We start from the raw sequence: 18,421 nt of genomic DNA, 5'->3' as shown, positions 1-18,421 counted from the left end.
TTGCTGCAGACGATTAAGAGGTAGTGTACGAAGGTCTTGCCGAGGTAGGTCGCTATGTCTTTCGGGTGCTGGCCGCTAATGTCGATCCCGATTTCCTGCATGGCTTTGAAGGCAAGAGGATGAACGGCATCGGCGGGCTGGGTGCCGGCACTGAGGACCTCGAAACGGTCTCCTGCCATGTTGCGGAGGAGCCCTTCAGCCATCTGGCTGCGGGCAGTGTTTTCAGTGCAAAGGATGAGAACGGTCTTCTTCTTGTCCATGCTCGTCGGTAGGTTGGTTTCAAGGAAATTTTGAAAAAAATAAGATACCGCTCCCGTTCAACACCATCTGCTGATCTTGCAAGAATGTAACAATTGCTTCGGTTCAGGGATGCAAGCCAGCGGAGCTCCTGCGGCTTCATGGCAGGCCCTGGTGCGTAGTATCAGCAATGGCAACCGATATGCAGCTTTTTGAACGATGGCGCTGGTTCCCCCACTGTATCTGCACCCTTCCGGTTATCTCTCCCCCTGATCAAAACCACATCTGATCAGCGTGGCAGCTCGGTGCCTTCATTCATAATTCGGATGTATTCCACATAGGAATAGATGCGGTTTCTCTTCTGCCCGGTCACCTCTTTGACAATGCCAAGCTGCTCCAATTCACGCAGGCACGCATTGACAGTTGCCGGTGAGAGCCGGGTCTTTTCCTGTATCCAGTTTGGCGAAGCCATCGGTCGTTCCAGCATCGCTTTGTGAATCAGGTGTGCCGAGCCGGAAATACGCTTCAGCCTGTTGATACGCTGACCATCCTCGGCAGAAAGCTTCATCAATTGTTGAGCTGTATCCACAGCCTGTGTCGCGGTGTGAATCACTGCATCGGCAAAGAAATGCAGCCATGCTTCCCAGTCGCCGGTCAGGCGTACTTCATTCAGCAGTTCGTAGTACCGTTGCCGATGAGTCTTGAAATATAAACTCAGGTAGAGCATCGGTTCCTTCAATACCTTCTCAGAACAAAGCAGCAAGGTAATGACCAGACGACCAAGACGCCCGTTGCCATCGAGAAACGGGTGGATCGTTTCAAATTGCACATGCGCCAGCGCCGCTTTGATCAGAACCGAGGTCTTTTCCGGCTGGTCGTGTAAAAACAGCTCCAGCTTGCCCATGCACTCCTGAACATTTTCCGGAGGCGGAGGGACGAACGCCGCCATACCGGGACGGCTGCCACCAATCCAGTTCTGGCTTCTGCGAAACTCCCCCGGATCACATTCCTTGCCGCGACCCGTTGAGAGCAGCACGCTGTGAATCTCTTTCAGCAAGCGAAGTGAAAGCGGAAAATCCTCATTCAACCGGTTCAAACCATGATTCAACGCTGCTACATAATTGCTAACCTCCTGCACATCATCAAGCGGCACTCCGGGTTGATGTTCAAATTCAAACAGCAGCAGATCAGAAAGGGAGGACTGAGTTCCCTCGATCATTGAGGAAAGCACCGCTTCTTTGCGCACATACATGTAAAGGAAGAGCGAAGTGTCCGGCAGCAATACCGAAACGCTGTCCAGACGACCAAGAGCCAACAATGCCTGATCAAACTTTTCCCGAAGTTCTGATGACCACTCAATTGGCGGCGTAGGTGGTAACGGTGCGGGAACAAAGGCTTTCGCCTTTTCCCCGACGGTCGAAATGGTTATGTAATGGCCTTGTAGATTCCGGTTCATGCTCTTATTTCACTTTTTGAATTAACAGTTTTTTTATTTCAATTTATAGCGTAAAGCAAAATAACACTATGGCGCAAAACTGTCAAGGCCGTGTTCAGGAATGCTCTTCAGACTCGGGTTGAAAAAAGATGTAGAATAAAGGTGGGGAGAATGGAGAGAATCAGGTGGCTGGAGAGAGGTTCCGGAACGATGTCAAAACAGCCGAAACCCTTTAAAAACAAGGGGAAAAAGAAAACCCGCCTAACCAGAGAATCACTCTGGAGAGACGGGTTTTCATTTTCAAAATGGTGGAGATGTCATCCAGATCCGGGTACTGCTCTTTCAACCAGTCTTCGACCTGTGCCGCGCTGCAGTCCGGGCACTGCCTGATACGACCCCGGAAAAACTCCTCGTAGTCTTCCAGCTTCCGGTGACGACAAGTCATACTGGAGAGATGATCCTGGAACTCCTGGCTGTTCATTTGAAGGTACTTGCGCACCGTTTTGCGATCAAGACCGGTGCTGCGGCTGATCTGATTGATACGCAACCCTTTTTCGAAAAGATTCTTAACTTTATTGTACATGGTTAAGCGCTTTAACTGTGATTCCATAGCTCTTCCTGTTTGATTGGGTGGAACCTTCAAACATAGGGCTATGGGTGTTTTTTTACGCCAACCCGGGGAATCTTATTTTCCGAAAAATGGGGATTGTTAATTTCCGATTACAGATGTATACATGGGTTCCTCAACAATCATGGGATCACGAGTGGACGGATGAACAGCTCTATAAGAAGTACAAGCTCACCAAGGAAGAGATCGATTACATTGAAACGGTGATGCGCCCGATGGAGATACAGGGGAGTTTTTTAGATGAGTAAGCCCATCGAGCAAATTCTGAAATTGAAGCCATAGAGAGGGACTGCCCATGCCGAAAAAAAAATCACCGAACAGCGTGCGCCTCCGCAACAGCACGGCGGAGTTTTTGACCTTTGCTTATCAGACCGGCGGCGACGGGGTGGAGGTGCGGGTGCAGGACGCGACGATCTGGCTGTCGCAGAAAAACATGGGGTTTCTTTTTGAGACAACGCCGGAAAACGTGTTGATGCACCTGAAGAACATTTACGCCGAACACGAACTGACCGAGGATGCAACTGCTAAGGATTTCTTAGCAGTTCAAACCGAAGGGAAACGCCAGGTTCAGCGCAATATCCTGCACTACAATCTGGATGCGATCATCGCGGTGGGCTACCGGGTGAACTCCAATCGCGCTACGGCCTTCCGGCAGTGGGCCACGGGGGTTTTGCGGGACTATACGCTCCGGGGCTATGTGATGGATCGGAAGCGCATGGAAAACGGGGCATTCCTTGATGAGGACTACTTTGAACGCCTGTTGGAGGAAATCCGGGAAATCCGCCTGTCCGAACGGCGTTTTTATCAAAAGATCGCCGACATCTATGCTACAGCGATGGATTACGACAAGGACGCATCGATCACTCAGGAGTTTTTTGCCAAGGTGCAGAATAAGATGCATTACGCCGTTCACGGTCATACCGCTGCCGAGTTGATCTTCAGGCGGGCAGACCACACGAAAGAACGGATGGGCTTGACCACCAGGGCCAAAGCCCCCGCCGGCAAGATTCTGAAAAGCGATGTCGTGTGGCAAAGAACTACCTTTCAGCGGCGGAACTGGAAGATTTGGGGCGCATCGCAAACTTATTTTCTCTCGATAGCTGCCCTATAGATGGGGAGTACTTCACACGAAGAGAAAAGGTGGCACACGGAGGAAAGAGCAGGAACGAGAAAAACCCCAAGACGCCTATTAAATAAGGTGTCTTGGGGGTTTGTCGGTAAAGCCAGGGACATGTAACGGGTGGAGATGCCGGGAGTCGAACCCGGGTCCAGAACAATGCTTGATACAATCACCACACTCATCTCCGGTGCTCATGGTTTCGTGGTCCGGAACTGCACCGGTAAAGGCCGTGCCACTAGCCCGAATGAATACCCGCCTGCCCCTTCGGGCGAAAGCAGACGGGGCTTACTTGCGCGAACCGAAGCTCAAGCGCGAATTATGCCATCCTGCGGTTTTTGAGTAAGCGCATCCGCCTCAGGACGATGGCTGATTAATTAACTTGTGCTAATCAGGCAGCCATTGCATACGAATAATCGTCTGCATCTATTGTTTGCATAGACTTCTTTAACGAGTCCATCCATGCTGAAACTCGGAGTGCAATCATATCTCACACCTGCCCTGTCGAAAGCCTGTCATCCCCAGTAAAATCAAAGAACCTTTGTTGCCTCAATGCAATTGTATATATACTTTTCAACAGTAAAGAACAACAACATTCATTATTGAACCGTTCCCCATGCTGAAAAACCTCAGTACCAGAAAAGTCCTCATATGGGGCGTCATTTCATGGCTTGCGCTTATCGTCCTGCTGATGGTGATTGGCTGAAAAAGAGATCAGTTCAAACCCGGCAGTTCGGGTGAATTGGCTATGAGCTGGTACTCTCCTCCCTTGGAGCGCACGGTCCTGCTCCACATCCATTCATAGGCGTCGCTGAAAACAAGCTCGCGGGTTGCGTCGGTGGTGTACCAGGAGCCAACTTCAAACTCTTCCTCAAGCTGGCCTGCGTTCCAACCGGAATAGCCGAGAAAAAAGCGCACCTCCGAAGGTGGTAGAACGCCGGTGTTGAGCAGGTAACTCAGTTCTTCCTGCTCTCCCCCCCAGAAAAGTCCCGGAAGAATCTCTTCAGAGGCCTCAACAAGATCTCCACGCGTGTGCATAAAGTATACCCTGTCTGCCTGAACGGGACCGCCCATGAGAAGTGGCTCTTCAACATCACCAAATCCGGCAATGGCCTCACTGACCTTGAACTCCATGGGTCTGTTGAGAATGAATGCAACTGAACCCTCACTGCTGTGTTCACACATCAAAAGAACCGTTCTCTTGAAGGTTCCCTCCATGAGGTTTGCTGAAGCTATCAGAAGTTTGCCGGCCGCAAGCCGCTCGAATTCATTAACCATACTGTTGCGTCATTTGTTGTCCTGCAGCCATCCGAGAACCTCTTCGGGATGTACTGCGGGTTTTACTTTCGGCCATACTTTGGCTATAAGGCCGTCCTCGTCTATCATATAGGAAACGCGGCTGGTTCCCATATACTCCTTTCCCATGAATTTTTTAGGGCCCCATACACCGTAGGCCTGAACAATCACTTTATCGCTGTCCGCCACAAGCCTGAACGGCAGGCTGTACTTGTCGGCGAACTTCCGATGCTTCGCTTCAGGGTCTGTGCTGACGCCCAGCACGGTAACACCCAGTTTGTTGAAGTTAGGTAAATTGTCGCGAAAAGCACAAGCTTCCGCCGTACATCCGGGAGTATCGTCCTTGGGATAAAAATAAATGAGTACCTTGCTTCCGCGGTACTCTGAAAGTGATACACTCTTGCCGTCCTGATCGATTCCGGTAAAGTCTGGTGCAGTTCCGCCCTCTTTAAGCAATGCCATGGCTATGATGAAATAAGTGGTAAAAACAATTACAGCTTTCTACCTTTTAATAATATGACAGCAGCGCAAAAAGTTTCGCTGTCCATTGATGAACCCTGACTGATGAAGCCTTTTATATTCTGCCCGATATGCTCCCAAAAACTTGAACCCGCTGTTCTTGAAGAACGGAACAGGATGCTCTGCCCGAAATGCGGATGGGTGCACTATAGCAATCCTCTTCCGGTAGCCATCGCCTTCACTCGAAACACCAATGGCGAAGTTCTGCTGATACGGCGGGCACATGAACCGGCGTTCAATCAGTGGGCGCTTCCGGGAGGTTTTATTGAGTCAAGCGAAGAGCCTCATGAAGGATGCCTGCGTGAACTCTGGGAGGAGACCTCGATAGAAGGAAGCATTGAGAGCCTCGTCGGGGTCTACCACCGTGAAAGCACCATGTATGGATCGCTGATTGCCATAGCTTACAGGGTGCTTGCCTGCCACGAGAACATCTGCATCAACCATGAGGTCTTTGAAGCGGGATTCTACCCTGCCGACAGCCTGCCTGAGGTCACCATTCCCCTGCACCGGCAGATTATTGAAGAGAGCCTCGCCAACAGCTGAAGAGGCCGGTTATTCCATCGGCACTGCCGAGTCCGTGCGGGTGGTGCGGCCACCGAGCGATTCAGCGAAATAGCGTCCGGCATGGTTTATGTCAAACCCGCCGGGGCTCTGGAACACGCGCAGATCAAACCATGGAAGAACGGAGAGGACATGGTCCATGATGTCTGCCTGCACCTGCTCATACTTCGCCCACTCGGTATCGCGGCTGAAGAGGTAGATTTCCAGAGGAATACCTTCCGCTGTTGGCTGCAGATGTCGGATGATGAGCGTCATGGAGGAATTGACTTTCGGGTGGCTGCCAAGATAGGCGGCCAGATAGGCACGGAATGTTCCGAAATTCGTCAGACGGCGGGCATTGACGGGAGAGTTTTCGCCTGCACCCATCTCTGCATTCCATTCCGCCAGTTCGCGCTCCTTCTGCGCCAGATACTCTTTGAGCAAACGAACCTCTCTGAGTTCAGCGAGCATCTTCTGGTCACAGAACCGGACGCTGGTCATGTCGATGTTGACCGATCTCTTCATGCGCCGCCCTCCGGCCTCACTCATCCCCCGCCAGTTTTTGAACCCTTCTGAAATCAGCGCATAGGCGGGAATGGTGCTGATGGTCTTGTCCCAGTTCTGGACAGAAACCGTCACCAGCGAAATATCAATCACATCTCCATCAGCTCCGTATTTGGGCATTTCAATCCAGTCGCCGACCCGGACAAGGTTGTTTGCGGAAAGCTGAATGCCGGCAACAAGACCGAGTATGGAATCTTTGAACACCAGAAGAAGCACTGCGGTAAAGGCGCCAAGTCCGCTGAGAAAGACAATGGGTGAAGTTCCCAGCAGTTTTGAAATCACCACAATGAGACCAATGCCGATTGCCAGGGACTTTATGACCTGAATAAAGCTCTTGACAGGAAGGCGGGAAAACGAGGGGTGAGTTGATGAGTATTCCAGAAGAGCATCAAGCGCTGAAAACGAAACCAGAATGACTCCTCCTGTCAACCAGAGAACCGATACATCTTTGACAATGGGAATAAGATCAGGGAAGAACTGCAGCACAGGATCTGAGAGCAGGTGAAGAAGAACAGGCGGAACAAGACGGGCAAGCCCTGAAAACACATTATGATGAACCAGTATGTCATCAAGACGGGTTGCAGTTTTTGCGGCGAAACGGCTGATGAAACCAAGGAGCACCCTTTTGGTGCTGACCTCAAGGGCAACAATGACAACAAGAGCCAGAAGTGCTGCGAAAATGGTGGCCAGAAGGGAGGCGTTGGCTGAAGAGAACCCGTAGGAGAGAAAAAAATCCAGCAGTGTTTTCATAATACTCTATGTTTTATTGTCCAGGGGATGCTGATCAGCCACCGGAAGCGTGAGGGTGAATGCTGTTCCCCGGTTCAAACGGGACCGCACTTTGATGTCGCCCTTGTGGGCAAGAACAATGTGCTTGACAATCGAGAGACCCAGACCGGTTCCGCCCAGCTGTCGGGAGCGGGCCTTGTCAACCCGGTAAAATCGTTCAAAGATACGATCAAGATCTTTCTGCGCAATACCGATGCCGTTGTCTTCGACCTCAAGCCTCACAAAGCCATCTCCTTTTGCCGCACTCAGCCGTATCCGGCCATTGTGCTCATCAACATATTTAACAGCGTTGTCAAGCAGGTTGCGGACAACAATTTCAAGATATGAAGCATCGCCCTTCACCAGAGGAAGGTCTGCGGGAATGCTGACATCAAGCTTCACATCTTTTTTTGCAAACTGGGGAGCAAGCGTGCTCATTGAACGCCTCACCACCTCCGTAAGGGAAACCGGCGCAAACGAATACTCAATGCGACCTGATTCAATTTTGGAAAGATCAAGCACATCATTGACAAGGGCTGTCAACTGTTCGCTTTCCTGATGAATGATGCGGAGAAACGCTTCGGTATGTTCAGCGTCGTGCATTGCCCCGTCCAACAGGGTTTCCGTGTAACCCCTTATGCTTGTAAGCGGTGTTCGCAGTTCATGGGAAACACTTGAGACAAAGTCTCTTCGAATCCGCTCAAGATTACGCAGACGGGTAATGTCATTGAGAACGAACACCGTCCCGTCGAACACCCCCTCCCGCATGACTGGCATGGAACTGATCTGGAGAATTCGCTTTCCCTTCAGGGTTGTCACCAGCATTTCATCCTTCACAATTGCCTTCTTTGAGCCATGCACCCTGTCCAAAAGAACCCGGAGCCCCTCATCGCTGACAAGCGCTGTTGAGCGGGACTGGAACATGGCTCCTTCAAGGCGGAAAAGCCTTGAAGCTGAAGGGTTGACAAGAATAATGTCGCCGGCGGCGTCAGTCACAAGAATAGCCTCGCGGATACCTGAAAAAACCGCCCGGTACCACTCCTCACTCCGTCTTTTTTTCTTTATCTCTTCCGACATATAATTGCAGGCGCGCGCAAGCAGGCCTATTTCATCACCGCGATTTGTTGGAATAGAGCCGGAAAAGTCCCCATGAGTCCGCCTCAGGGCGGTATCTGCAATTCGCTTAAGAGGCCGGGAGATCAGATATGCACTCACCACGCCTACGCCGAGAGAAAAGAGAAGAGCAAAAAACAGCCCCTGCTCTATACCCTTGCGAACGCCGGCCTCAAAAACGGAAATATCATACAGAGGTTTGGCAAAACGAAGAACGGCGAAGGGCTGTGGCGACCCTAACGGAACTGCCATATAGAGCATCTGTTCCTTGACGGTCTGGCTGTACCGGGAATTTTCACCGAAACTTGCCGACAGAGCTGCTTTCACTTCCGGCCTATCAGCATGGTTTTCAACAGAGGAAAGCCGGTTGCGCTCAATATAACTGTCGCCTGTTACCCGGCCGTCAGGAGCAATTACTGTCACCCTGACTTCAAGAATCCCTCCGATTCTGTCGGCCCATCCATCAGGATCCTGCAGAAAAGCTTTTCGCCCCATGCTCGTCTCAAGCAGCTCCCTGTTGAGCATGAGTTCACGGCGAAGTTCATGGGTAATGCTTTTCATGAGGAGCAGCTGGAGCTGGTGACCCAGCGACAGGTAACTGGCAAGAACTGTCAGGAAAACAATCAGGCCGAAAACAGCACCAAGCCGGAAGGAAACCCTAGACTGCATGAACATCCTCTCCCTCTTCATCAAACTTGTAGCCAAGTCCGCGAACAGTCTTTATCTGCCTGCCGGATTCGCCTAATTTTTCGCGGAGCCTTGTAATGTGGGTATCAATGGTTCGGGTATTGATGCTGCGGTCAACATCCCATACATCACTCAAAAGCATTTCGCGCGACTGGGCCTGCCCTTTTCTCTTGAGAAGCGCAACCAGAAGTTTGAACTCCATCAGGGTCAGCACCAGCTCCTGCCCATCAAGCGTCACGCTGTGTCGAGCTATATCAACCTCCAGGCCTCCAGCCTTGAGCGCCTCACGGAACACACCGCCCTGCCGACGGTCGCGCTTGAGAACCGCCCGTATTCTCAAAGTCAGCTCCCGGGGACTGAAAGGCTTGACCACATAGTCATCGATGCCGAGCTCAAAACCAAGAATCTTGTCGATCTCTTCGCCTTTGGCGGTGAGCATGATAATGGGAATATCCTTGTAAATCTGATGCTGGCGAATCTTGCGGCAGACCTCAAAGCCGTCAATGCCGGGAAGCATCACATCAAGCAGAACAAGATCAAAACTGCGTCGTGAAAGCTGGTCGAAAGCATCTTCTCCATTTTCTGAAAACAGGCACTTATAACCGGCCTTCTCAAGATTGAACCCTACAAGTTTTGCAAGGTTCCGGTCATCCTCAACAACAAGAAGTAATGGATCTGACATATGCGCTGGGGGGGATAGTTTTAGACAATTTTATCCTAACTGGAAATGTAACGCAATATTTCAGGGTTTCCGCAAAAAGGGGTCATTCGTCACAGAACTGTCACAAACCGGCGAATTCAGCCGGCTTTCCAGCAGGCTGCCTCATGCCCCGCTTCATAGGCCACAAGTTCCGGTTCGATGCTGCGGCACCGCGAGTCTGCAAGCGGGCAGCGATCGCTGAACCGGCATCCCACAGGCTCTCTCAGCGCACTGGGAACACTACCCTCAATAACATGGAGCCGCTCTTTTGGGACACCCATTCTCGGGATGGACTCCAAGAGACCACGGGTATAGGGATGGAGAGGGTTGCTGAAAATCTGGCGGACCTCCCCTTTTTCCACAACTCTTGAGGCATACATCACCAGCACCTCTTCACACAGCTCGGCAACAACACCAAAATCATGCGTTATCAGGAGCACGCTCATACCGGTATCGGCCTGAAGCGTCCCTATCAGGTCAAGAATCTGTGCCTGAACAGTCACATCAAGCGCAGTGGTCGGTTCATCAGCAATCAACAGGGCCGGGTTGCAGGAAAGTGCCATGGCAATCATGACCCTTTGGCGCATGCCCCCTGAAAGCTCATGCGGCCAGGCTGAAAAACGCTCGCCGGGATTGGCAATGCCGACAAGGTGAAGCAACTCCACAGAGCGCTCTCTGGCTTCAACAGCAGCCATCTCAGGGTGATGAACCCGAATCTGCTCCATAATCTGGCTGCCACAGGTAAAGACCGGGTTCAGCGAGCTCATAGGCTCCTGAAAAATCATTGCAATATCATTGCCCCGCAACCGCCGCATCTCATCATCTTGTAATGAGAGAAGATTCCGCCCCTTCCAGAAAATCTCACCCCCGGCAAAATAGCCCGGCGGCATCGGAAGCAGACGCATAATACTCAGAGCAGTCACCGATTTGCCACTACCCGACTCCCCAACAACTCCGACCGTCCGGTTCCGGCCAAGCGAAAAACTCACCCCATCAACAGCTCTGGCAACGCCACCATCAGTAGCAAAGTAGGTTTTGAGATTTTTCAGTTCAAGAATTTTTTCCATATAGTAAGGGACTTATTCCACTGGTGCAGGTTTCGCGCCACACTGCCGGCAGTCTCTGACTGGCCGCGGATGCATGCATGAAAATATAGTTTACCGCCCTCTTATGAAAACAATATCGGATACGGACCTTCACAGTGCCCCGCTGAAAAGAAAGAATGCGGGATTCCTTATTGAAACCCTCCGTCAGTCAGAGCCCTTCAGGAAACTTCTTTCAGCACTCAAGACCCCTGCCTCTCCCCGACAGAAAGCAATAGATATTGCCGGCATCCACGGCTCGCTTGCGCCACTCCTCTCAGCTGCCATTCATGCAGCCACCGATGAAGTTGTTGTGATACTGGCGGCGCAGAGCAGCTTTGAGCTCTATCTTCACGACCTGCCCTCACTTGTTTCAGGCAACGCAACCTTCAATACATCCGATGAACTCCCGGCTGCCATTGAGGCCCTCCGGAAAAAAAGCCGCCCCCTCATCCTGTCGCTGCAGAGCGAACTCCTGGCGCCACTCTGCAGCCCACCCGAATCAGAAAACCGCATGTTCCCCATTGCTGTTGACATGGAGTGCGGATATGAGCGTATCAGGCAGTTCCTTACAGCGAACAGTTTCGAGCAGAGAGACTTTGTTGAGAATGAAGGCGAGTTTTCACTGCGCGGCGCAATCATGGATATATTTTCCTTCGGAGCATCCGAGCCGCTGAGGGTTGAGTTTTTTGGCGACACAATCACCTCTCTGCGCCAGTTCGACATCAACAGCCAGCTCTCAGGCAAAACCCTTTCATCCGCCACCATCACTGCCGCATTCACACCCGGCGAAACAGACGCAGCCGAAACAGCAACAATTCTTGACTATCTGCCCCCCTCGGCCATCATTCTCATTGACGACCATACGGAATTTCTTGCAATGGAAAACCACGAGGAACTTGCCGGGGCGCTTAAAGAGTTCACCACTGTTCGCCGCGGCGCCGCCTCAGGAGAAGCCATTGATTTTCATGCAGCCAGCCAGCAGAAAATCAACGCGAATTTCCGCCTCTTCGCCACCCTGCTGCACCAGAAAGCAGCAACTGCGGGCACTCCAGTCTTTGCTGCCTCGTCTCAGCGGGAAATCAGGGAGCTGAATGACTTTCTTGCCGAAGAGATGGCTGAAACCGGCAAAGGAAGTGCAGCCGAACCGATCTGGGTTCCCCTCAACCTCCACAGCGGGTTCAGCTTCGGACCGCTCGACCTCTATACCGAATCCGACATCTTCGGAAAACTCCACTCCCACAGAAGCAGCCGGAAACGCAAAATCAGGGGCATTTCCCTGGGAGACCTGCAGAAGCTCAAAGTCGGCGACTTCGTGGTACATGAAGACTACGGCATAGGCCGCTTCAAGGCACTTGAAACCATAACTGCAGGAAACTCCGAACAGGAGTGTGTACTGGTGGAATATGAGGGCGGCGACCAGCTTTTTGTCAATGTCCAGAACATCAACCTCCTCTCAAAGTATGCCGCTTCAGAAAGCTCCACACCGGTGCTCTCCAAGCTCGGCAGCTCAAAATGGGCGGCACGGAAAGAGAAAGTCCGCAACAAACTGCGCGACATAGCCATCAACCTCATAAAGCTCTACGCCCAGAGAAAAATGCAGCCGGGATTTGCTTTCGGCCCCGACTCCATTTTCATGCGTGAATTCGAGGCTTCCTTCATTTTTGATGAGACCCCCGACCAGCACAAGGCGATTGAAGAGCTGAAAAAAGACATGCAGGCACCCCACCCGATGGATCGGCTCATCTGCGGCGACGCCGGGTTCGGGAAAACGGAAATTGCCATGCGGGCAGCCTTCAAGGCGGTGGAATCAAAAAAACAGGCGGCAATTCTCACCCCCACAACCATTCTTGCCCACCAGCATGCCGAAACCTTTGCCCGAAGGTTTGAAAACTTCCCCATCACCATAGCAGTACTGAGCCGGTTTGTGCCAAGGGCGGAGCAAAAAGAAACCCTTAAAAAAATTGCGGCCGGAACGGTGGATATTGTCATCGGCACCCACCGGCTCGTCTCAAAAGATGTGCACTTCAATGACCTCGGCCTTCTCGTCATTGACGAAGAGCAGCACTTCGGGGTTGAAGTCAAGGAGAAGCTGCGCGAACAGTTCCCCGGAGTCGACACCCTCACCATGTCGGCCACACCCATTCCCAGAACCCTCCAGTTCTCGATGCTCGGCGCCCGCGACCTTTCCATTGTCTCCACACCTCCAAAAAACCGTCAGCCTGTCGAAACCCTCATCACCGACTACGACGCAGAGCTTATTGAAACCGCTATCCGCAGGGAAATCAACCGTGACGGGCAGGTTTTTTTCCTCCACAACCGGGTTGCCGGCCTTGAGGAGATGCAGCGAACCATCAGAGAGCTGGTACCTTCAGCACGCATTGTCTACGCCCATGGGCAGATGCCCGCGCGCGAACTTGAAAAAATAATGATGGATGTCATGCAGAAAGAGGTCGATGTTCTGATTTCAACCACCATCATCGGCTCAGGGCTCGACATATCAAACGCCAACACCATCATCATCAACCGCGCCGACATGTTCGGCCTGTCGGACCTTTATCAGCTTCGCGGGCGGGTAGGAAGAAGCGAGAGAAAGGCATACTGCTACCTCATCACCCCACCCCTTCACACCCTCAAGCGGGAAGCAGTCCAGCGCCTTGCAGTCATAGAAAGCTTCACCGAACTCGGCTCAGGCTTCAGCATAGCGCTTCGCGACCTCGACATCCGTGGCGCAGGCAACCTTTTAGGAGCAGAACAGTCCGGCTACATTCATGAGCTCGGATTCGACCTCTACCAGAAAATGCTTGAAGAAACAGTTGCCGGTCTGAAATCAACAGAGTTCAGCCACCTGTTTTCCGGTGACGCCAAACCTCCAGCCCCTACCGGCACCTGTGACCTTGTTTTCTTCTGTGATGCCCTCATCCCCGAACACTTCATTACAGCAACCCATGAGCGGTTCGGCTTCTATGAAAAAATATCGAAAGCACGCAAGGCAGAGAACCTCGACACCCTCCACAAAGAGCTCAGAGACCGGTTCGGCCCACTTCCCGAAGAGGTAGAACACCTGCTGCTGCTCGCAAAACTGAAAATAACCGCCTCACCGCTCGGCATTGAAAAAATAGAACTGCAGGCAAAAACCATCACCTTCGTCCTGCCGGGAGAAGAAAGCGGGGAACCCCTGAACCGGGAATTCCTGCAGCACCTGTTCACCGCAGTACAGCAGCCTGAAATGCAGCCATACAACCCCGGGTTCAGCTTTGATAAAAAAATGAAACTCACCCTTCACCACCCCAAATCCGACGCATCCTCTTCCCCCTCAGCGCTCATTGAGCACTACACCAACCTTCTTCATCAGCTTGCAGATTCCGCAAAGGAAGAGCAGGCCGAAGCTCTTTGATTTTGTGTTCATGCACATCTATCCGGCAACTATTTACCCCCCGTCGGCGGTTACACGGATATGAGAAAAAACAACTGCATGAACACAAAACCATAAAACGATGAAGGTCACAATAAATTCTATAGAATACAACGCCAACGAGGGCGACAGGCTTCTTGACATTGCACGCCGGAACCATGCACATATTGGCTACTTCTGCGGCGGAAACGCACTCTGTCAGACCTGTTATTCCAGAATAACCGAAGGGGCCGAACTTCTCAGCCCCCTTAATGAGATTGAGCTGGAGATTCTTTCACCCAACCTCATTCAGGCAGGCACCCGGCTTGCATGTCAGGCAACCATTGAAAAACCCGGAACCATAGCAATGGTTTCAGCAATTGAAGAGGTCAAACAGATGACACAAACCACGCCACTGCAGCTTCCTCTCTACATGGGCATCATGGGCTGGGAAGCGGCAGTCATGCTGCCCCGGACCATAGCCATGCAGATAGGCAGAATCTTTGAAGGAAAACTCAATCTCGAGGAACTCGGCAGGGATATGACAGAAGCGCTCACGGAGGTGGTTGCATCAGTATTCCAGCTCCTACTCCCCGGACCGGAGGAAAGCCCTGAAGAGAAGAAATCAGAGGCTCAACAGTAAGACGCGGACAATGCAATTTTATCTATATTCATAGGAGCAGTGATACGAAAGCAAGCGATCCGACATTTACATAATGACATCCGGAGACAACCATGATCATCTACATCAACGACAAAGCGTGCGAAGCTCAAAAAGGCGACATACTCCTTGAGGTGGCACGCCGCAACAAATGCCATATCGGATACATCTGCGGTGGAAACGGCATATGCCAAAGCTGTTTTGTGACAGTATCGGAAGGAATGGAGCATCTTTCCAAACCGGGAAGCGATGAAAAAGCCTTCATTTCCGACAGACTGTTCGAGGCGGGTGGACGGCTTGCCTGCCGAACCCGGGTCACCGGAGAAAAAGGCACCATCAGACTGCTTTCGCGAACAGAAAACCTCAAAAGGATTGTTCTCGGCCTGAATGTACCCGGCTTCATCACTTACGCCCAGACCATTGGATACAATGTTCTCAAAAAACTCCCGGAAGGAGCAGGCAGCGTCGTTGAAAGAGTACGGGACGGAAGAATCAACCCGGGAGAGGCCCTCTCAAAAATCGGCAGCGGAATAGGAGACGCATCACAGCTGGCCGCCTCAAACTTCATGGAAGCCTTCTCATTCCTTCAGTACCCGGTTTCCATGGTAACCGAAGGAGCAAAAACAGTCTATGGCGGGGCATCGGGTGCGCTCTGCAGCATTTCAGGCGGCGCTCTTCATCTGCCGGGAACACAATGCACCCTCCACAGACCTCAAGAACCCGAGAGCAGACAGAATGTCACCATTACATCCAGGTAACAGGACCCTTTTCCCGATGAAGGGAAAGGGACAAAAGAGAAGGGGCTGCTGATGGGGTATGCGTCGGATATAGACAGTCTGGAGTTTGAGCTCGGAGCCAAAACGCTTGAACGGTGGCTTATCAAGCCAGGGAAAAACCTCAATATAGTCCTGGGCATTCCCAAGGAGCGTGCTCAGGACGAAAGACGGGTAGCTCTTTCACCTGCCGGGGTGCAGATTCTCGTTGAAAACGGCATAAAGGTTGTGGTGGAAACCGCTGCCGGAAGGTTCTGCAATTTCTCCGATACCGACTATGCCGAAGCTGGCGCTGCCATTGCTGAATCCCCCGAAGAGCTCTTCAGTCAGTCAAGCATCATTGTCAAGGTTTCTCCTCCTCAACCCGAAGAACACCAGCTGTTCAAACCCGGACAGATTCTTCTCTCAGCCCTGCATCTTGCATCACTCAGCGCCAGCCTTCTGAAAACGCTGCTCGAAAAAAACATCACGGCGCTTGGCTTCGAGTTCATTGAAACCCGTGACGGCGAACTGCCAATCGTCAGAACCCTCAGCGAAATAGCCGGTTCACTGGCCATTCAGACCGCCGCAAAATACCTTGAAACAGGATACGGAGGGAGCGGCATTCTCCTGGGAGGAATAGCCGGAGTTCCACCGGCCCATGTCACCATCATCGGGGCAGGAACCGTAGGGCTCTTTGCCGCACAGGACGCGCTGGGACTTGGCGCACAGGTTACAGTCATCGACAGGGAAATCAACAGGCTCCGCCGGTTCGAAGCATTCTTCAACCGCCATCTGGTAACGGCGATAGCAAACGACCATTACATTGCCGAAATCGCCAAAACATCGGATGTCATGATAGGGGCGCTGAGTCCGAAACAGAAAATCAACAAACCGCTTGTAACTGAACAGGTTGTCAGAACCATGAAGCCCGGCTCGGTCATTATCGATGTGTCGATAGACCAGGGGGCTTGTTTCGCCACCAGCCGCAGGACATCGCACACCAACCCAATTTATGTCACCCACGGGGTCACCCACTACTGCGTACCCAACATCCCTTCGGCCGTTGCCAAAACCGCATCGTTCGCACTGACCAATACGCTTCTCCCCTTTCTCCTGAAAATCAACGCACACGAAACCATTCAGGAGATGCTCTGGAAAAGCCACAGCCTCAGAAAAGGAACCTATGTCTACCGGGGCTATGTCACAAAAAAAATTCTTTCGGAAATAACCGACTGCCCCTACCGCGAAATTGACATGCTGCTGGCTGCATCCTGACCTTCCGGGGCTGAGCCCAGAGGCTCCATCGGCCTGCCGAATTTTGCCGCAATGAAGGATGCGCAGGAGACGCCCGAATAGGTAACCGCAATAACCCCCTGACCGGGGAAAGTACTGTCTCCGGTCGCAAACAGGTTCTTGACCGGTGTTGTATTCTGCGGCTTCAAGAGAATATTCTGACCGGGCCTCAGAAGAGGGCCATAGGAACCATTATGCCGGTTCAAATAGCGCTGGTGGGTAAGAGGAGTGGCTGAAATCGTCAGCTCACACCCCGCGGAAATCCCCGGCATCAGAGACTCAAGGCGCTCCAGCAGTTCACGGGTACGCTCATCCTTCCTGGCCCTGTACTCAGCGCTGCCCGGCTCCAACCCGGCCCACTCATCAGCCCTGTCGGTCACAAACGCATGCACGCAGTGCCGGCCGGAAGGGGCAAGCGATGGGTCAAGCAGAGAAGGCACCGAACAGTAAAGGGTTCCGCCCGAATCACTGAACCTGCTCCAGTCATCAACAAGGACATGGTGCACATCCATCCCCTCCGGAACAACAGAACCCTCAACACCGAGATAGAGCTGGAACCAACTTGGCGCCTCAATGAACCGATCCATTGGAATCCGGTAACGGTTGTCATCAACGAGACGGTTGAAAGTATCCCAGACAGTCGCATTGCTTACAACCGCCCGGGCACGAACAACCGAACCATCAGCCAGCCTCACGCCCATTGCCGAACCCTTGTCTACCAGTATTTCAGAAACCTCCGTCCCATACCGCATTTCTCCTCCGCACGCCTGAAACCCCTCAACAAGACCTCTGGCAATAGAACCCGATCCCCCGAGAGGATAATTGATTCCACCGTGATGACGGTCGGCAAGACAAATCCCGGCATTGACAAGAGGGGTTGAAACCGCGTCCTGCAGCGCCCATGAATAGGCCTCGATGTCAATAAAATGGAGAAGCGCAGGATCACTGATATGCTGACGGGCCCTCTTTCCCATAGACTGAAATGTTTTCACGGCAAGCGCTGCCGTTTTCAGTGGAAAAGAACCGCCCACCCTCAGCAGATGGCGGATATCCTCAAGTGAACCGGCAGGCAGTGAGCTGAGAATGTCATACACATCTTCAAGCTCGGCATAAAATTTCAGGATTCCCTCCCGTTCATGGGGAAAAGCCGCCTGAAGGCGTTCAAGAAACAGAGTGCGGTCATAACATGCCGCAAGACTGAACCCTCCGGGAAGATGATAGTGTATCTGCACAGGATCAGGCACCGTTGGAACAGTGACCCCGAGTTTCCTGAAAATCTTTTCATGAAGGTTCAGGGTGCCGCTTTGCCCATCCCCGGCAAACCCGTAAAAGACAGATGCTCCGGCATCAAAGGTATATCCCGAACGGCTGAATGACGAACAACTCCCCCCCGGAAACCGATTCTTCTCAAAAACAGCGACTCGAAACCCCTGCTGCTGCAGAAGAGCGGCTGTAGTCAGTCCACCGATTCCAGACCCGACAACAAGAACATCAAGCAATTCATCCTGAATGGGCATTGCACTACTGTTTTTAGCATTGTATTGAAACTCATGAATAAGAATAAAACCATTTAATTCCTTATTTTATAATGAAGCTGTTCCGCATGACGACCGAACCTACATCTGAACCACG

17 protein-coding genes and 1 other RNA gene are annotated in these 18,421 nt (G+C 52.1%); 7 read left to right on the top strand and 11 right to left on the bottom strand.

What is annotated here, in order from left to right:
- The 3 genes from EKD02_RS07035 to EKD02_RS07025 form a co-directional block, all read right to left on the bottom strand.
- On the bottom strand, positions 1 to 260 hold a 260-nt coding region (locus EKD02_RS07035; protein WP_148102967.1), incomplete at its 3' end, for an arsenate reductase ArsC.
- Between the two features lie 266 nt (positions 261 to 526).
- Complete coding sequence (locus EKD02_RS07030) at positions 527 to 1,693, bottom strand: Fic family protein (RefSeq protein ID WP_126384702.1); 1,167 nt, start codon at positions 1,691 to 1,693, stop codon at positions 527 to 529.
- 211 nt (positions 1,694 to 1,904) lie between these two features.
- Positions 1,905 to 2,282: a hypothetical protein gene (locus EKD02_RS07025; RefSeq protein ID WP_126384700.1), complete on the bottom strand. Its 378-nt coding sequence runs from the start codon at positions 2,280 to 2,282 to the stop codon at positions 1,905 to 1,907.
- Between the two features lie 116 nt (positions 2,283 to 2,398).
- On the opposite strand from EKD02_RS07025, the gene EKD02_RS10015 reads away from it, so the two are divergent.
- The gene (locus EKD02_RS10015) at positions 2,399 to 2,548 is read left to right on the top strand and encodes a hypothetical protein (protein WP_185805714.1); all 150 of its coding nucleotides are present in this window, start codon (positions 2,399 to 2,401) and stop codon (positions 2,546 to 2,548) included.
- 47 nt (positions 2,549 to 2,595) lie between these two features.
- Positions 2,596 to 3,411 (top strand): RhuM family protein, encoded by an 816-nt coding sequence (gene rhuM / locus EKD02_RS07020; protein ID WP_244924417.1) that lies wholly within the window; start codon positions 2,596 to 2,598, stop codon positions 3,409 to 3,411.
- 127 nt (positions 3,412 to 3,538) lie between these two features.
- Here the strand turns inward: rhuM and ssrA are convergent.
- The 3 genes from ssrA to bcp form a co-directional block, all read right to left on the bottom strand.
- Positions 3,539 to 3,940: a transfer-messenger RNA gene (ssrA, locus tag EKD02_RS07015) on the bottom strand.
- 191 nt (positions 3,941 to 4,131) lie between these two features.
- A complete protein-coding gene (locus EKD02_RS07010) occupies positions 4,132 to 4,695 on the bottom strand; it encodes a YqgE/AlgH family protein (RefSeq protein WP_126384698.1) in 564 nt (187 codons plus the stop codon).
- 9 nt (positions 4,696 to 4,704) lie between these two features.
- Positions 4,705 to 5,175, bottom strand: a complete 471-nt coding sequence (gene bcp, locus EKD02_RS07005) for a thioredoxin-dependent thiol peroxidase (RefSeq protein ID WP_126384696.1) — start codon at positions 5,173 to 5,175, stop codon at positions 4,705 to 4,707.
- 102 nt (positions 5,176 to 5,277) lie between these two features.
- On the opposite strand from bcp, the gene EKD02_RS07000 reads away from it, so the two are divergent.
- Complete coding sequence (locus EKD02_RS07000) at positions 5,278 to 5,775, top strand: NUDIX hydrolase (protein WP_011890379.1); 498 nt, start codon at positions 5,278 to 5,280, stop codon at positions 5,773 to 5,775.
- Between the two features lie 9 nt (positions 5,776 to 5,784).
- Here EKD02_RS07000 and EKD02_RS06995 read toward each other — a convergent pair whose 3' ends face one another.
- The 4 genes from EKD02_RS06995 to EKD02_RS06980 all read right to left on the bottom strand — a co-directional run bounded on the left by EKD02_RS06995 (position 5,785) and on the right by EKD02_RS06980 (position 10,671).
- Positions 5,785 to 7,086 (bottom strand): mechanosensitive ion channel family protein, encoded by a 1,302-nt coding sequence (locus tag EKD02_RS06995; protein ID WP_011890380.1) that lies wholly within the window; start codon positions 7,084 to 7,086, stop codon positions 5,785 to 5,787.
- A 6-nt stretch (positions 7,087 to 7,092) separates the two neighbouring features.
- A complete protein-coding gene (locus tag EKD02_RS06990) occupies positions 7,093 to 8,886 on the bottom strand; it encodes an ATP-binding protein (protein ID WP_126384694.1) in 1,794 nt (597 codons plus the stop codon).
- Positions 8,876 to 9,586 carry a response regulator transcription factor gene (locus EKD02_RS06985; protein WP_126341333.1) on the bottom strand — a complete coding sequence of 237 codons (711 nt, stop codon included), beginning with the start codon at positions 9,584 to 9,586 and terminating at the stop codon, positions 8,876 to 8,878. The genes EKD02_RS06990 and EKD02_RS06985 overlap by 11 nt, the downstream gene beginning before the upstream one ends.
- A 116-nt stretch (positions 9,587 to 9,702) precedes the next feature.
- Positions 9,703 to 10,671 (bottom strand): ABC transporter ATP-binding protein, encoded by a 969-nt coding sequence (locus tag EKD02_RS06980; protein WP_126384692.1) that lies wholly within the window; start codon positions 10,669 to 10,671, stop codon positions 9,703 to 9,705.
- Positions 10,672 to 10,774: 103 nt separating this feature from the next.
- Here EKD02_RS06980 and mfd point away from each other — a divergent pair, with 103 nt between their 5' ends.
- The 4 genes from mfd (at position 10,775) to EKD02_RS06960 (ending at position 16,771) form a co-directional block, all read left to right on the top strand.
- A complete protein-coding gene (gene mfd, locus EKD02_RS06975) occupies positions 10,775 to 14,083 on the top strand; it encodes a transcription-repair coupling factor (RefSeq protein ID WP_244924416.1) in 3,309 nt (1,102 codons plus the stop codon).
- A 100-nt stretch (positions 14,084 to 14,183) separates the two neighbouring features.
- Complete coding sequence (locus EKD02_RS06970; protein ID WP_126341330.1) at positions 14,184 to 14,723, top strand: 2Fe-2S iron-sulfur cluster-binding protein; 540 nt, start codon at positions 14,184 to 14,186, stop codon at positions 14,721 to 14,723.
- 92 nt (positions 14,724 to 14,815) lie between these two features.
- Entirely contained in the window at positions 14,816 to 15,499 is a 684-nt protein-coding gene (locus EKD02_RS06965) for a 2Fe-2S iron-sulfur cluster-binding protein (RefSeq protein ID WP_126341329.1), read from the top strand.
- A 51-nt stretch (positions 15,500 to 15,550) separates the two neighbouring features.
- A complete protein-coding gene (locus EKD02_RS06960; protein WP_011890387.1) occupies positions 15,551 to 16,771 on the top strand; it encodes an alanine dehydrogenase in 1,221 nt (406 codons plus the stop codon).
- Here EKD02_RS06960 and EKD02_RS06955 read toward each other — a convergent pair.
- Positions 16,735 to 18,306 carry an FAD-dependent oxidoreductase gene (locus EKD02_RS06955; protein ID WP_126384688.1) on the bottom strand — a complete coding sequence of 524 codons (1,572 nt, stop codon included), beginning with the start codon at positions 18,304 to 18,306 and terminating at the stop codon, positions 16,735 to 16,737. The genes EKD02_RS06960 and EKD02_RS06955 overlap by 37 nt on opposite strands.
- Between the last annotated feature and the right edge of the window lie 115 nt (positions 18,307 to 18,421).

It is taken from the genome of Chlorobium phaeovibrioides (genome assembly GCF_003968655.1).
Classification (GTDB): Bacteria; Bacteroidota; Chlorobiia; order Chlorobiales; family Chlorobiaceae; genus Chlorobium; species Chlorobium phaeovibrioides.
This window is presented reverse-complemented; position numbering and strand designations above follow the sequence as displayed.

What these genes read in the sequence shown, in the direction of transcription:
- EKD02_RS06955 (WP_126384688.1), bottom strand. Translation starts at nt 18,306, where the DNA reads ATGCCCATTCAGGATGAATTGCTTGATGTTCTTGTTGTCGGGTCTGGA.
- EKD02_RS06965 (WP_126341329.1), top strand. Translation starts at nt 14,816, where the DNA reads ATGATCATCTACATCAACGACAAAGCGTGCGAAGCTCAAAAAGGCGAC.
- EKD02_RS07030 (WP_126384702.1), bottom strand. Translation starts at nt 1,693, where the DNA reads ATGAACCGGAATCTACAAGGCCATTACATAACCATTTCGACCGTCGGG.
- rhuM (WP_244924417.1), top strand. Translation starts at nt 2,596, where the DNA reads ATGCCGAAAAAAAAATCACCGAACAGCGTGCGCCTCCGCAACAGCACG.
- EKD02_RS06980 (WP_126384692.1), bottom strand. Translation starts at nt 10,671, where the DNA reads ATGGAAAAAATTCTTGAACTGAAAAATCTCAAAACCTACTTTGCTACT.
- EKD02_RS07025 (WP_126384700.1), bottom strand. Translation starts at nt 2,282, where the DNA reads ATGGAATCACAGTTAAAGCGCTTAACCATGTACAATAAAGTTAAGAAT.
- EKD02_RS06985 (WP_126341333.1), bottom strand. Translation starts at nt 9,586, where the DNA reads ATGTCAGATCCATTACTTCTTGTTGTTGAGGATGACCGGAACCTTGCA.
- EKD02_RS06970 (WP_126341330.1), top strand. Translation starts at nt 14,184, where the DNA reads ATGAAGGTCACAATAAATTCTATAGAATACAACGCCAACGAGGGCGAC.
- bcp (WP_126384696.1), bottom strand. Translation starts at nt 5,175, where the DNA reads ATGGCATTGCTTAAAGAGGGCGGAACTGCACCAGACTTTACCGGAATC.
- mfd (WP_244924416.1), top strand. Translation starts at nt 10,775, where the DNA reads ATGAAAACAATATCGGATACGGACCTTCACAGTGCCCCGCTGAAAAGA.
- EKD02_RS06990 (WP_126384694.1), bottom strand. Translation starts at nt 8,886, where the DNA reads ATGCAGTCTAGGGTTTCCTTCCGGCTTGGTGCTGTTTTCGGCCTGATT.
- EKD02_RS06960 (WP_011890387.1), top strand. Translation starts at nt 15,551, where the DNA reads ATGGGGTATGCGTCGGATATAGACAGTCTGGAGTTTGAGCTCGGAGCC.
- EKD02_RS10015 (WP_185805714.1), top strand. Translation starts at nt 2,399, where the DNA reads ATGTATACATGGGTTCCTCAACAATCATGGGATCACGAGTGGACGGAT.
- EKD02_RS06995 (WP_011890380.1), bottom strand. Translation starts at nt 7,086, where the DNA reads ATGAAAACACTGCTGGATTTTTTTCTCTCCTACGGGTTCTCTTCAGCC.
- EKD02_RS07010 (WP_126384698.1), bottom strand. Translation starts at nt 4,695, where the DNA reads ATGGTTAATGAATTCGAGCGGCTTGCGGCCGGCAAACTTCTGATAGCT.
- EKD02_RS07000 (WP_011890379.1), top strand. Translation starts at nt 5,278, where the DNA reads ATGAAGCCTTTTATATTCTGCCCGATATGCTCCCAAAAACTTGAACCC.